Annotated in this window: 10 protein-coding genes; all 10 read left to right on the top strand. The window is 63.9% G+C overall.

Going from position 1 to position 13,558, the window contains the following annotated elements; all coding sequences use genetic code 11:
• The first annotated feature begins 636 nt into the window (after nt 1-636).
• The 10 genes from DMP06_RS11780 (at nt 637) to DMP06_RS10955 (ending at nt 13,205) form a co-directional block, all read left to right on the top strand.
• A complete protein-coding gene (locus tag DMP06_RS11780) occupies nt 637-2,400 on the top strand; it encodes a FumA C-terminus/TtdB family hydratase beta subunit (RefSeq protein ID WP_245962501.1) in 1,764 nt (587 codons plus the stop codon).
• On the top strand, nt 2,387-3,379 hold the full coding sequence (gene tmk, locus DMP06_RS11000; RefSeq protein WP_123209779.1) for a dTMP kinase: 993 nt from the start codon (nt 2,387-2,389) through the stop codon (nt 3,377-3,379). The genes DMP06_RS11780 and tmk overlap by 14 nt, the downstream gene beginning before the upstream one ends.
• The gene (locus tag DMP06_RS10995; protein ID WP_123209778.1) at nt 3,379-4,509 is read left to right on the top strand and encodes a DNA polymerase III subunit; all 1,131 of its coding nucleotides are present in this window, start codon (nt 3,379-3,381) and stop codon (nt 4,507-4,509) included. Before tmk ends, DMP06_RS10995 begins: the two co-directional genes overlap by 1 nt.
• Nucleotides 4,502-5,908 carry a PSP1 domain-containing protein gene (locus DMP06_RS10990; protein ID WP_123209777.1) on the top strand — a complete coding sequence of 469 codons (1,407 nt, stop codon included), beginning with the start codon at nt 4,502-4,504 and terminating at the stop codon, nt 5,906-5,908. Before DMP06_RS10995 ends, DMP06_RS10990 begins: the two co-directional genes overlap by 8 nt.
• 254 nt (nt 5,909-6,162) lie before the next feature.
• Nucleotides 6,163-7,665, top strand: coding sequence for a nicotinate phosphoribosyltransferase (locus tag DMP06_RS10985; RefSeq protein WP_123209776.1), 1,503 nt, complete (start codon nt 6,163-6,165; stop codon nt 7,663-7,665).
• Nucleotides 7,666-7,874: 209 nt separating this feature from the next.
• Entirely contained in the window at nt 7,875-8,777 is a 903-nt protein-coding gene (locus DMP06_RS10980) for a DegV family protein (RefSeq protein ID WP_123209775.1), read from the top strand.
• 102 nt (nt 8,778-8,879) lie between these two features.
• A complete protein-coding gene (locus DMP06_RS10975) occupies nt 8,880-9,806 on the top strand; it encodes a DegV family protein (RefSeq protein ID WP_123209774.1) in 927 nt (308 codons plus the stop codon).
• A 377-nt stretch (nt 9,807-10,183) separates the two neighbouring features.
• The gene (locus tag DMP06_RS10965) at nt 10,184-11,080 is read left to right on the top strand and encodes a radical SAM protein (protein ID WP_380783886.1); all 897 of its coding nucleotides are present in this window, start codon (nt 10,184-10,186) and stop codon (nt 11,078-11,080) included.
• A gap of 331 nt (nt 11,081-11,411) precedes the next feature.
• A complete protein-coding gene (locus DMP06_RS10960; RefSeq protein WP_123209772.1) occupies nt 11,412-11,840 on the top strand; it encodes a zinc ribbon domain-containing protein in 429 nt (142 codons plus the stop codon).
• A gap of 99 nt (nt 11,841-11,939) precedes the next feature.
• A complete protein-coding gene (locus DMP06_RS10955; protein ID WP_123209771.1) occupies nt 11,940-13,205 on the top strand; it encodes a protein kinase domain-containing protein in 1,266 nt (421 codons plus the stop codon).
• Nucleotides 13,206-13,558 lie beyond the last annotated feature (353 nt).

The raw sequence follows: 13,558 nt of genomic DNA, 5'->3' as shown, positions 1-13,558 counted from the left end.
GGCGGCCTCGGCGTGCGTCATGCCCTCCTCCAGGGCGAGCAGCGCAAGCTCCACCACGTCCCTATCATACATGCGGACCCCCTTCCGGACGCGTGAATCGCGTCCAACTTTTCGTCCGCAGTCCCCCATTATCCTCAGTTCTGCCAATTTTCCCAAGTATGTAATCCTCTGCACGATGTTTTTCGGGGTGGAAGGCGTGCGAAGGGCGTCAAGAAGAGGGGGAGCATCATGCTGATTCCTAAAGCGCCTGGTCACATCCTTGCGGATGCACGGGCGGAATGCGAGGAGGGGCAAACGAGTGCCCAAATTATTTGAGAATGGATTACATACTTGGATAAACTGGCAAGAAGCAATGAAAAGCGCAGGAAACGGATAACATACTTCGAATAACTGTCACGAATTCCTGCAAGCGACTGGTGGTTGGGTAAATGGGGCTTCTGTGATTGCATGACGCCCCTGCCGCCGCGCGGTGTGTTCGTTTTCGTGCGGCGATTCCGCGATTATGCGATGCTCCGGTAGTTGGGCCGCGCTATCGTATGTCGGTGTGGGCTTCATGCGCGCACTCCGATTCTGCCGGACGAGCATCTATAATGGATGGCTGCATAAAAGAAAGTACCTCGAGATGGGTTCACTCTAATGACAACGATCACAAAAGAGCAGGTTGCGCGTGCGGTGTACGATGCGATTCCGCGTATCGCCTGCGTGCTGCCTCATGACGTGCGTGCGGCGCTTGAGGCCGCACAAGCGGTAGAGGCTGCGCAGCCTTCGGGAAATGCGTATTCCGGAGAAGACGCGAGGCGTTTGGAAAATGCATGCTCCGCGCAAGATGCGCGGCTCTCGCTGGGCGCGCAGTCTGCGGGAAACGTGCATCTTGCAGAAGGCGCGCAGCCCGCGGAAAGCATGCAGTTTGCGGGAAACGCGCAGCTTGCCGAAGGGGTGCAGCATGCGGTGGGCGCGCAGTCCTCGGAGAGCTCCCAACCCGCGGAAGGCGGAAGGCCCGCAGAGGGCTCGACTCGCGGCTCGGTGGTGCTGGGGCATCTGCTGGAAAACGCCGAGATAGCCGAGCGCGACCACGTGCCCATCTGCCAGGACACCGGTACCGTATGGGTATGTCTGGAGGTCGGGCCCGATGTGGCGGTTCCGGGCGACGTGTTCGCCTGCGTGGATGAGGCCGTGGCGCGTGCGTACACGGAGGCGCGCCTGCGCAAGAGCGTGGTGCGCGACGCCCTAGTCGATCGCGCCAATACCGGAGATAACACGCCGGCATTCACTGACATTCATTTCGTGGAGGAGCCGGGCGCGCGTGTACACGTGCTGCTCAAGGGCGGCGGTTCGGACAACGCTTCGCGCGTAACTATGCTTACGCCGGGCGCAGGTCGCGAGGGTATCATCGCCGAAGTTATGGACTGCGTGGCGCATAAGGCCGCCAACGCCTGTCCTCCGCTCGTGATCGGCATCGGCGTGGGCGGCACGTTCGACAAAGTGGCCGGCATGGCGAAATCTGCCTTGCTGCGCGAGGTGGGCACACCTGCGGCCGACCCGCGCGTGGTCGAGTTCGAACGCGAGCTTTTAGAGAAGGTGAACGCATCCGGTATGGGTCCGGGGGCTCTCGGCGGCAAGACCCTCGCGCTTGCGGTGCACGTGAATACGGCTCCGTGCCACATTGCCGCGTTGCCCCTGGCCATCAACATGGGGTGCTCCGCCATGCGCCGCGCAACGGTGGAGCTCAACGATACGACGCCCTCCGCATGGCCGCCTGTCGCCGCGGAGTCGGGGCGGCGCGATGACGAGGCCAAGGGGCATATGGAGGACCCCCAAGAAGAGAACGAGCGCGCCGATGCCTCGGGCGAAGGGGCGACCGCCGGTGCTGCGCCTGTAAAGCTGGCGCTCCCGCTCGACAAATCCGAGCTCGCTAAGCTCAAGGCGGGCGATGCCTGCACGCTTACGGGCGAAATGTACATGCTGCGCGATGCGGGGCATATCCGTCTGCTCGAAGAGCTCAAGGCCCAGGGCTCGCTGCCGTATGGCTTGGAGGGCGCGGCCATATTCTACGCAGGGCCTACGCCGCCTGCGGCGGGTCGCCCGTTCGGCGCGGTGGGTCCCACCACGGCCTCGCGCATGGATTTCGCCGCCCCCGCGCTCTATCGTGCCGGTGTGGTGGCCACGGTGGGCAAGGGCGTGCGCTCGAAGGATGTAGCCGCCGCATGCCAAGAAACTGGCTCGGTGTACTTCGTTGCAACCGGAGGCGCGGCGGCGCTTCTGGCCCAGCGCGTGGAGTCGGGCGAGGTGGTGGCCTACGACGATTTGGGCACCGAGGCCCTGCGCCGCATAACCGTACGCGACTTCCCCGTGTTCGTGGGGCTGGATACGCGGGGAGGAAACGTGTATGACCTGCAATAATGCGGCAGAAGCGCAAAAGGGAGCGTTCATCACGTTCGAAGGCGGCGAGGGCGCCGGCAAAACAACGCATATCCGTTTTTTGTCTCAGACTCTTGAGGCCATGGGCCGCGAGGTTGTGTGTTTGCGTGAACCGGGCGGCACAAGCATCGGCGAGCAGCTGCGCGCCGTGGTGCTCGATCCTCGCAACGATGTCATGGCCGACGAGTGCGAGCTCATGATTTATCTGGCAGCGCGCGCTCAGCTGGTGGCGCAAATCGTCAAGCCGGCGCTCGAGCGCGGCGCGGTGGTGCTGTGCGACCGATTCTCCGACTCCACGATGGCGTATCAGGGCTTTGGGCGCGGGCTCGACCGCGATCTTGTGCGTCGCGCCAACGATTTTGCGTGCCAGGGCATTCGTCCCGATCGCACCATTCTGCTGGTGCCTCCCTCGACGCGGGCCGGTCTTGCCCGCGCGACCGTGGAGGGCGCCGATCGTCTGGAAGCCGCTGGCGATGCCTTCCATGAGCGGGTAAACGCCGCGTTCGCCCAGATGGCGGCGGAAGAGCCCGAGCGTATGCGCACGGTGCGCTCCGCATCCAAGAAATCCGACACCGCGCGCGCCGTATTTGCCGAACTCGTAGATTTGTTCCCGCAGTTCGAGGAGTGCCTGACGAGCCCGACGTTCTTCAAGTCTCTCGACGGCGCGCAGGTGGTGCAAGGTGCTCGCTCTGGTGCGATGGAGGGCGGCGCTCGTTCCGACGCAACGGAAGACGGTGCTCGCTCCGGCATGATGGAGGGCGGCGCTCGTTCCGACGTAACGGAAGACAGTGCTCGCTCCGACGTGATGGAGGGCGGCATCCGCTCCGATGCGACGGAAGACAGCGCGCTCGACGCCGCCTTAACGGGTGCGTCCGCCAAAGCGTGCGACGAGGTGCCGCCGCGTGCGGGCGTCTCGACATGCGTTTCCAAGAACGCGCTCGCGAAAGAAGGCGACGCCTGATGGCCGATGTGTTCGAATGCGTGGTGGGTCAGCCCAAGGTGCGCGAGTTTCTGCGCGCCTGCGTCTCGCAGGATCGCGTGAGCCATGCCTACCTGTTTACCGGCCCCGCTGGCTCAAACAAGACGCTCGCCGCCTTCGCGTTTGCACGCGCCATATTATGCCCGCACGATCCGTGCGCCTCTTGCGACGGCTGCACGAACGGTCCCTGCAATCAGATCGCGCGTCGCACGCATCCCGACGTGCACTACCTTGCTCCCGAGGGTGCGCAAGGCTACGTGGTGGACCAGATTCGCGAGGTGGTGGCCGATTCGTCGCTTGCGCCCATCCAGGGCAAACGCAAGGTGTACATCATCGATCGCGTTGATCTTCTGGGCACCTCCGCCGCCAACGCGTTTCTCAAAACGCTCGAGGAGCCGCCGGCTGACGTGGTGCTTATCCTTTTGGGTCGCACGCGCGAGAGCGTGCTTCCCACTATCGTGTCGCGCTGCCAGGTGGTGCCGTTCCGCCACATCCCGCCCAGCGAGGCGGCTGGCATCGTGGTGCAGAACACCGGCTGCACGCTGCCCGAGGCGCGCATCGCCATCGAGGCGAGCGGCGGGTCGCTCTCCAAGGCGGCCGAGTTCCTCCGGTCGAGCGAGCGCGGGCAGTTCCGCGCCAAAGTGCTGCGCAGCCTGGCCTCGCTCGTGCGCGCCGACGACCTGGACGTTCTCGAGTATGCGAGCGAAATCGTGCTCGCTTCCAAGGCTCCGCTCGATGCGGTGCGTCGTGAGCAGGAGCGCGTGATGGAGGAGCGCGCCGAATTCCTGCAGAAATCGGCCCTGCGCACGCTCGAAACCCGTCATAAGCGGGCGCTGTCGAATGCGTCGCTGGAGCTGCTGCACCAGATGACGTCGGTGGTGCGCTCGTGGCTGCGCGACGTGGCGGCCGTGTGCGCCGGCACCCCTGAGCTCATCGCCAACGTGGATGCCGCCGACGCCATTCGCGACTCCGCCTCTTACACCACGCTTGCGCGCGTATGGAGGGCTTATGAGTGCGCGGAGGCAGCCGACGCGGCCATCTCGTATAATGTGTCTCCTCAAACTACTATCGAAGCCATGCTTTTTGAGATAAGAGAGGTACTGTATGCCTAGCGTCGCCCCGGTAAGGCTGACCTATAACCCAAAGATCCTTTGGTTCGACCCCAAAGACCTCGACATCCATCGCGGGGACGCGCTCATCGTGAAAACGGAGCGCGGCCAGGAGTACGCGATCGCGGAGGAGGACATCAAGGAGGTCGACGAGACCGCCATCGCCAAGCTGAAAAGCCCGCTCAAGCCCGTCATCCGCAAAGCGACCGACGAGGACGCGCGCACCTGGCGGGAAACTCAGGCCGCCGCTGCCGATGCTCTGCCCGTTTTCAAGGAGATGGTGGCCGAGCAGGGGCTTGATATGCACCCCGTGGCCGTGGAGTTCCTTTTCGACGGCGACAAGGCGGTGTTTTACTTCGAGGCCGAGGAGCGCGTGGACTTTCGCGAGCTGGTGCGCACGCTGGCGTCGCGTTTCCACAAGCGCATTGACATGCGCCAGATCGGCGTGCGCGACGAGGCGCGCATCGTGGGCGGATTCGGCCACTGCGGCCAGGAGCTGTGCTGCAAACGTCTGGGCGGGGAGTTCAACCCCGTGTCTATCCGCATGGCCAAAGACCAGGACCTTTCGCTCAACCCGCAGAAGATCTCGGGCGTGTGCGGGCGCCTCATGTGCTGCCTGCGCTACGAGGCCGACGCCTACAAAGAGTTCAAGGGCCGCTGCCCCAAGCTGAACTCCATGGTGTCGACCCCCGAAGGCGACGCCAAGGTGGTGGAGATCAACGTACCGCGCGAAACGGTGACGATCGACCACGAGGGCAAGCGCATTAAGATTCCCGTGTCCGAAATGGGGATCGACCCCAAGACCGGCAAGCCCGGCTCGGTGTCGCAAGACGTGCTGGATGAGTACGCGAATCGCACCAACGCCGGCGCCTCGATGATCGAATCGCTGGTGAGCCCTATTTTCACCGGCACCGACAAGCTTGCTGATAAACCCGTCGCGCGCAGGGCGGCAAGCGGGCAGCGTCGTTCTCAGCAGAACGGCCGTTCGAAGGCGGAGGAGGACTCCCAGAAAAAGCCCACGCGCCGCAGGCGCAACCGCGCGGGCCGCACGCTGGACGAGGGTGCGACGCAGGGGTCTTCGCGTGCCGCTTCCCAGGAGAAGGGGCGCGAGCGCCGAAGCGACGCTTCCAAGAAGGGCGGCAAAGCGAGCCAGCAGCAGGCGGGCAAGCGCTCGAACCGTCAGCAGCAGTCGTCACAGCAGCAGGGCAAGCAGCAGGAATCGCGCCGCAATCGCGGTTCGGTGCGCCCCGGCCAGCGCTCTTCGGGGCTGGCCGCTTCGGCGAAGAAGACCGCGACGTCTGCGCCTCGCAAGGATCGTCCCGCTCAGCAGCAGGCGTCCGAGCATCGCAAGTCGCGCCGCCGCAGCCACAAGGCTCAGGGCGGCGAATCCCATAAGGAGTAAACCTGGCCGCCGCGCGATTCGTGCGGCGGCTTGCGTAAGGGGATCGAACGCCGGGCAGGGCATTGCTTTTCGCCTGGCGCGCAAAGACGCTCGAGCCCGTTATGCTGCCGTCGCCGAGCTGCGCCCGACATCTCGCACGGCGCGGCGTGTGCGGCCAGCTATGCTGCTACACGGGGGAAGCAAGCAAGGGATCGTGCAGGCCGGCGGCAATCGGAGGATGCCGCGGGAGCATGCAGAAGAAAGAAGGAGCGAGAATGGAATCGTCGATTGGGGCAACGGAGGGGCAGGAGCGCCCCACGCTCGCATATGCGTTGCTCACTGATTTGTATCAACTCACTATGGCGCAGGGCTACTGGGCGTGCGACAAGCTCGATGAAGAGGCGTGCTTTCACATGTTCTTCCGCGAGACGCCGTTCAAGGGCGGGTTTGCGGTGGCGTGCGGCACCTCCCAGCTCGCCGAGATGATTGACGGGTTCCACTTTTCCGAGGATGATCTGGCCTACCTGGGCGGGCTTGACGCTCCGGGCGGCGGCAAGCTGTTCGACCCGGCGTTTCTGGACTATCTGCGCGACTTGCGTCTGAGCGTGGATGTGGATGCCGTGCCGGAGGGAACCATGGTGTTCCCCATGGAGCCCATCGTGCGCGTGACGGGACCCATCATGCAGTGCCAGCTGCTCGAGACGGCGCTTCTGAACTGCGTGAACTTCCAGACGCTCATCGCCACCAAAGCCGCGCGCGTGTGCCTTGCCGCCCAGGCTCCCGTGGCGGAGTTCGGGCTGCGCCGGGCCCAGGGCGCAGGGGGGTCGTTGTGGGCGAGCCGCGCGTCCATCGTGGGCGGCTGCGCCTCCACCTCCAACGTCATGGCAGGCAAGATGTTCGATCTGCCGGTCTCGGGCACGCATGCCCATTCTTGGGTCATGGCGTTTGACGACGAGCTTACGGCGTTTCGCGAGTACGCGCGCATCTTCCCCAAGAACTGCGTGCTGCTGGTGGACACCTACGACGTGAAGCAGGGCATCGAGAACGCAATCACGGTGGGGCTCGAGATGCGTGCGGCGGGCGAGCGTTTGAGCGGCATCCGCATCGACTCGGGCGACCTGGCGTGGCTCGCGCGCTACGCCCGCGAGCGTCTGGACGCGGCGGGGCTTACCGACTGCGGCATCGTGCTGTCCAACGACCTGGATGAGCACACCATCGCCTCGATTCGCGCGCAGGGGGCCCAGGTGAGTTCGTGGGGAGTGGGCACCAAGCTTGCCTGCGCCTACGACCAGCCGTCGCTCGGCGGCGTGTACAAGCTCTCCGCCACGCGCATGCCGGGCGATGAGCGATGGACGGGCCGCCTCAAGGTGTCCGAGCAGTCGGCCAAGCTCACGCTGCCGGGCGTGCTTGACGTGCGCCGCTACGTGTGGGGCGACGGCAAGCTCGCCGGCGACATGGTGTTTGACGTGAACGAGCCGGTGAACGCCGAGGGCGTGATCATCGACCCCGCCGACATCTTGCGCCAGAAGCGCCTGGGCGAGCTGAGCTACCGTACGCTGCTCGCTCCTCTTGCGCGCGATGGAGCTTCGGTGCTTTCTGCCGAAGAGCGCAGCGCGACGAGCGCGCGAGAGCGCACGATGGCCGGCCTAGAAGAGCTCGACGAATCCCAGAAACGCCTCCTCAACCCCCATTCGTATCCCGTGGGCCTGGAGGAAGGGCTGTGGCACCGTCGCGCTCGCATGGCTTCTGACCTGCGCGGATGCCGCGGTGTGGTTTAGGCTCATCGATTTCGTGCCTCATAGTTGGCCGCCGTCTTGGCTGCGCGCCTTTGCCGCCTATCGTCTTCGCGGCTCCATTGGGCGTGCGCATTAAAAGGCGTTTGGCGGCAAGGCGTGCGTTTATCGCGCGCATCGGTGCGCCCGCGTTGAGCTCGCGTCGCATAGGGTACAATGGGTAGACTGTTCCAACGTTAGAAGCGGAGAATCCGATGGTTAAGCTGCTCACCGATTCCGTTGCATCGCTGCCCGATGACGTCGCATCCGCCGAAGGCATCGAGGTGGTGTCGCTCTATATCAACGAGTCCCAAGGGGAGCTCGCCGACACCATGGATGCCACCGCCGGTTTCTATGACAGGCTGCCTTCGCTGGTGGACGATCTGCCCACTTCGTCCCAGCCCTCCCAACACACGCTCGAGGGCATTTTCGAGCGTGCGGCGCAGGCGGGCGAGGATGTGCTGGGCGTGTTCATTTCGTCGAAGCTTTCGGGCACGTTCGACGGTGCCGTGCGCGCCGCCCGTGCGGTGAAGGCGCACAATATCGATTTTCGCGCCGCGCTGATCGATTCGGCTTCCGCCGGCTATGACGAGGCGTACGCCATCCTTGAGGCGGCGCGCGCGAGCCGTGCAGGCAAGACGCTCGAGGAGTGCGTGAGCGCGGCGTGCGACGCCATTGCGCGTTCGCGGTTCCTTTTTGCCCCCGAAAGTCTGACGTATCTGCAAAAGGGCGGGCGCATCGGCAGCGCGAAAGCCCTTTTGGGCAACCTGGTCAAACTGGCTCCCGTGCTCACGGTGCGCGACGGCAGCCCGGTGGATGTGGCCAAGGTGCGCACGCAGAAAAAGGTGCTCGCCGCCATGTTCGAGCGGTTCAAATCCGATGTGGAGAGCTGCGGCCTCGCCGAGGCGGTGGTCCACTACATCGGCCAGCCCGACAAGGCGCGTGCATGGGCGCGTGATGTGGTGGAGCCGTATTTGGGGCACGAGGTCGCCGTACGCCCGGTGAGCCCCGTGGTGGGTTTGCATGTGGGCCCTGCTGCAGGCATCGCGTACCGTTGCGAGCGTCCTGTTGAAGGCAAGATTTCGGGCGACGTGTCATCGCTTGTCGCCTACGTGTAGCTATGCGGGGTCCAAAGGGCCCCGTTCCTGTGCTTTCGCGAAGCGTTTCGCGCCTCGCTCCCAGCTCAGTACCGTCAATTTCCAGAGAAAGGAATCCCTCCCATGACGGCCAAGTGCAACCTGATTATCGACTCGTGCTGCGACCTGCCGTTCTCGGTCGTCGATCGCGAAGGCGTGTCGCTTGTCGAGTTCCCGTTCCTCTTCGGCGAGGAGGAGCATCTCGACGACCTGTATCAGACGATGACGCCCAAGGATTTCTACGGACGCATGCGCGCGGGCGAGGAGCCTACTACGGCGCAGGTGTCGGTTCCCACCTACACCAGGGCGTTCACCGAGGCGGCCGAAAGCGGCGTGCCCACGGTGTATCTGTGCTTCTCGTCGGGGCTTTCGGGAAGCTACAACGTTTCGCTTCTGGTGCAAGACCAGATCAAGGAGAAATACCCCGATTTCGAGTTCTACATCGTTGACACGCGCCTTGCGAGCGTGGCAGAGGCATTACTGGTGTACGAGGCCCTGCGCCAGCGCGAGAAGGGTCTTTCGGCGTCCGAGCTCGCCGCATGGGCCGAAGAGGCGCGCAACTACGTGAACGCGCTGTTCATGGTGGACGATCTTGAGTCGCTGCGCCGTGGCGGCCGCATCCCCGATTCCGTTGCCTACGCCGGCGCCAAGCTGGATGTGAAGCCGCTGCTCACGATCGGGGTGGATGGGCGCCTCACGCTCAAAGGCGTGGCGCGCGGACGCAAGAAGGGCATCAAGCAATTAGCCGACTACTACGCCACGCGCGCCGCGAAAGACGCGCCTTCAAACTGCGTGGTCACCGGCAACGCCGATTGTCTCAAGGATGTGGAGCGCCTGCACGATGCGCTGGCAAAAGAGGACGAGGGCGTGCTGTTTTTGGATAGCAATGTGGGGCCGGTTATCGGCAGCCACGTGGGACCGGGCATGATCGCCGTGGTGTTCTGGGGCAAAGACCGTCGTGAGGATCTGTCGGTGGCCGACCGCATCGCGCGCAAGGTCAAGGGCGAATAAGTCTTACGGGGCGCATGCGCCAAAGCTGTGCCTGGTCTTTTCCCGACGGACGCGCGGCGCAGGCCTTGCTGCAATGGGGGCCGACGGCGTGCAGCAGCTTATCTCGGCGGATGCGCGGCGCATGCGCCTGTCGGAATTTCATGCGCGGCACATGCGCCTGTCGGAATTTCATGTGCGCGGCTTTCCTTTAAGTAGGGCATGGTCATTCCGCCGTGTTCGCGTCGGGGTTCCGTGCGCGCGGGTTTCCTCCAACGAGAAAGAATACGAGGAAAGGCACCGTGCGCGGAATCCCGTGCGCGTTGCTTTCCTCCTGGATGGAGCGCTTTATGGCGCTCGTATGACGCCGCTCTCACGCAAACGTAAACGAGGGGATCTCTGTGGATGAATTGACCATCAAGCAGCTGCTCGCGCATTGCGAGCTGTGTCCTCGGGCATGCGGAGCCAATCGTGCGGCGGGGGAGCGCGGGGTATGCGGGGCGGACGACCGAGTGATGGTGGCCCGCGCGGCGTTGCATTTCTGGGAGGAGCCTCCCATATCGGGCGACGCCGGTAGCGGCACGGTGTTTTTCTCCAACTGCCCCCTGCACTGCGTCTACTGCCAAAACGCTCCCATCGCCAACGGTCACGTGGGTTCGCCTGTGACCGTTCGCCGCTTGGCGCGCATCTTTCTGGAGCTGCAGGAGCAGGGTGCGCTCAACATCAACCTGGTCACGGCGACCCATTACGTGCCGCACGTGCTCGCCGCGTTGCCGCTGGCGCGCGAGGCCGGTCTCGTCGTTCCCATTGTGTACAACACCTCGGGATACGAGACGCCTGGGACCATCGCCCTGCTCGACGGCACGGTGAGCACGTATCTCACGGATTTTCGTTATGTGAGCCCATCTACAGCAAAGGCGTACTCCAAGGCCCCCGATTATCCCCATGTCGCACGTGCGGCGCTGGCCGCCATGGCAAAGCAAGACGCTGCCGTCATTGTGCGCATCCTGCTGCTGCCCGAGCATCTGGACGAGGCGAAGGCCGCCGTGCTGTATCTGCATGAGACGTACGGCGAACGTGTACGCTTGAGCATGATGAGCCAGTACACGCCCGTGGGCGAGCATCCGCGGCACCCCGAGCTCGATCGTCGCGTGACGCCGGAGGAGTTCGAGGAGCTGCTGGATTTCGCCGATTTCATCGGATGCGACGATTACTTCTGGCAGGAGGGCGATGCGGCCGAGGAGAGCTTCATCCCCGATTTCCTGAGTTTGGAAGGCGTGGAGGGCCCGGAGCTGTAGGGGTTGCGATGCGGGTGCGGCTTTGCGCGACGCCCGGTAAAGTGCCCTGCTTCATGGAGAGAGATTCCAGCCATCTCTCGTATCTTCTGGCGCTTAATTCGTTCAAGCCTTTTGCGGGCTCCCGTCCAAGCTGCGTACGGCCTTGGATGCCATGCCGGAAATGCGGCCACCCAGGCTTGTCGCTACGTTTGTCGTCGTACGCTCGCCGTCTTGTTTTGCGCAAAGTGGCGTCATGGTTTCAGCTGGTCAACCGTTGCCCGTACAATGATGCCGATATGGTAGGGTGAATGCAGATAATTCTCCCACGCCCCAACCGGAAAGAGGTGCCATCATGGGTCTTTTCTCTATGAGCAGCAAGCGCAAGAAGCGCGGCTATTACGGCGGCGGTAACTATTACGCGCCTAAGCAGGGCGGTCTTGGCGGCATGCTTGGCGGCATGATGATGGGCTCGAGCGCTCGCAAGCGTCAGGGCTACTACGGATCGATGTCCAGTTCGGCACGCAAGCGCTACGGCTATGGCCAGCCTCCGATGCAGCAGGGGTATGCGCAGCCGCCCGTCCAGCAGGCGCCGATGCAGTCCGCCCCTCATGCCCAGGCGGCGGGAGGAACGGCGTGCCCTTCGTGCGGAGCGCAGGTGCCGGCGGGCTCCAAGTTCTGTCTGTCGTGCGGCAAGCAGCTTGGCGGCGGCTTCTGCGGGCAGTGCGGCTCGCCCGTGCCTCCGGGCTCCAAATTCTGCGGCAATTGCGGCGCACCCCAGTAGGGCGTAGCCTGCGTGCGTGCGAGAGTCGTACATAGCGGCCATTCCATTTCCGCCCGTCCGGCATCGTCTGGGCGGGCGGTTTCGTCGTGCGGTGTTGGCATGCGTGCCAGTTTGGATTCGGGCTGCCACGTGGATCCGGGTTGTGATGTGGGCTCGGGCTGCCACGTGGATCAGGGTTGCGATGTGGGCCCGGGCTGCGGCATGGATCTGGGTTGCGACATGGGCTCGGGTTGCGACATGGATTCGAGTCACGATGTCGGTTCGCTCCGCTCCGCGTATTTGCGCGACGACGCTCGTTCTGGGTCGTCCGATGGGGCTCGCGGTCTTGAGCGCGCCATGCGGTATGTTACGGCGGCGTTCGACCGGCGGCTTGTAGGTCGCACGTTCGGCGGCTATGGGCTTGAGCGGGTGCTGGGGCAGGGGCGTTTCGGCACGGGGTTTCTAGCACGGCGCGTTGGGGCGGGCCCGACCGAGGAGCGCTCTGCGGCTGATGCGCCCCATGGCGAATATGCGTTCATGAAGCTCGTGAAGCCGCGCGGCGGGGGATTGCGCGGCGTCGCGCTTGATCGCGATGCCGTGTGGGCGGAATGCGCGGCGCTTTCGCTGTGCGACCATCCGGGTGTCCCGCAATGGCTGGGCGTCGTAAACGAGCGGGGACGCTATTTCATCGTGGAAAGCCTCATGTCCGGTCGGTCGTTGGCTTCGTGGCTAGCCGAGGGGCGCGTGTTCTCGCGCGAGGAGATTGCCGCCATCGGTCTCGCGCTCATCGATATCGTCGAGCACGCGTCTTCGCGCGGCGTGGTGCACAACGACATTCGTCCCGCCAATGTGCTTGCATCGATTGCTGCGGGCGTCATGGGCTCGCCCGCAGCATCCAACGCGGCTGCTGCCGAAGGAGTTTCGTCGCGTGCGCCGTTCGTTCGGAGCCACGGCGATGGGCCTCTGCACGGTGTAGCCGAAACCCCTTCGCCCCGCGGGGCATTCGTTTCCGGTGCCGCTTCGGCCCACCGGATGCCTGGGTTCGATGACTCCTCGTGTTGTCGGTCGTTTGCCCTCGACCACGCATGCGCGCGCATGCGTGTATCGCTCATAGATTTTGGGCTTGCGGAGTTCTTCGATCGCTCGCTGCCTTTATGCAAGCGTATGGCGGCGAGCGCGCCAGATGTGGCCGGCGTTGCCGAGGTGGTCGTCAGCCTGCTCTACTCCAATCGCATGAACATCCGCGCGACCGCCATGCGCGAGACGCCTTGGTTCGAGGCGCTTATCCTGACGCCTGATCAGAAGCGTGTTCTTGAGGATATGTTCTTTTGCCGGGTGGAGTCGTTTGGGGAGACGAAGGCGAGGTTTTTCGAAGCATTCAAATAGCGCTTCGCTCCTTCTGTACGCGAATCTCTCTGCCGTGACTGGCGAGAATCGCCTGACTTCGAATGAGGCCTGCAAAGGGATGCGCGTCCTTATTGGCGTCCAATCGAAAACGCCCGCCTCTGTTCTTGGGTTGCGGTTCGATGGCATCGCCCTCAACCGAAATCCGACCGTAATCACCTGTTTCTAGCCGTGGTTCTCCTGAATTGTCTGCCGATTTTAGATAGGCGGATCGCGTGCCGAAAGTTGGTGTCACGGGCCGCTTTGAAGGAGAAGCGGCCATTGCCTAGAATCGATCGTTGCGAAGGTAACCGATTCGAGAGAAAGGCAACGGCCACCATGGACACTCTACAGGA

Source organism: Slackia equolifaciens, from assembly GCF_003725995.1.
Lineage (GTDB): Bacteria > Actinomycetota > Coriobacteriia > Coriobacteriales > Eggerthellaceae > Slackia > Slackia equolifaciens.
Note: the sequence above shows the minus strand (reverse complement) of the source record. Positions and strands in the feature narration are given on the sequence as shown.

Bases quoted from the DNA above. Each gene is read 5' to 3' on its own strand.
- DMP06_RS11780 (WP_245962501.1), top strand. From the start codon at position 637: ATGACAACGATCACAAAAGAGCAGGTTGCGCGTGCGGTGTACGATGCG.
- tmk (WP_123209779.1), top strand. From the start codon at position 2,387: ATGACCTGCAATAATGCGGCAGAAGCGCAAAAGGGAGCGTTCATCACG.
- DMP06_RS10995 (WP_123209778.1), top strand. From the start codon at position 3,379: ATGGCCGATGTGTTCGAATGCGTGGTGGGTCAGCCCAAGGTGCGCGAG.
- DMP06_RS10990 (WP_123209777.1), top strand. From the start codon at position 4,502: ATGCCTAGCGTCGCCCCGGTAAGGCTGACCTATAACCCAAAGATCCTT.
- DMP06_RS10985 (WP_123209776.1), top strand. From the start codon at position 6,163: ATGGAATCGTCGATTGGGGCAACGGAGGGGCAGGAGCGCCCCACGCTC.
- DMP06_RS10980 (WP_123209775.1), top strand. From the start codon at position 7,875: ATGGTTAAGCTGCTCACCGATTCCGTTGCATCGCTGCCCGATGACGTC.
- DMP06_RS10975 (WP_123209774.1), top strand. From the start codon at position 8,880: ATGACGGCCAAGTGCAACCTGATTATCGACTCGTGCTGCGACCTGCCG.
- DMP06_RS10960 (WP_123209772.1), top strand. From the start codon at position 11,412: ATGGGTCTTTTCTCTATGAGCAGCAAGCGCAAGAAGCGCGGCTATTAC.
- DMP06_RS10955 (WP_123209771.1), top strand. From the start codon at position 11,940: ATGCGTGCCAGTTTGGATTCGGGCTGCCACGTGGATCCGGGTTGTGAT.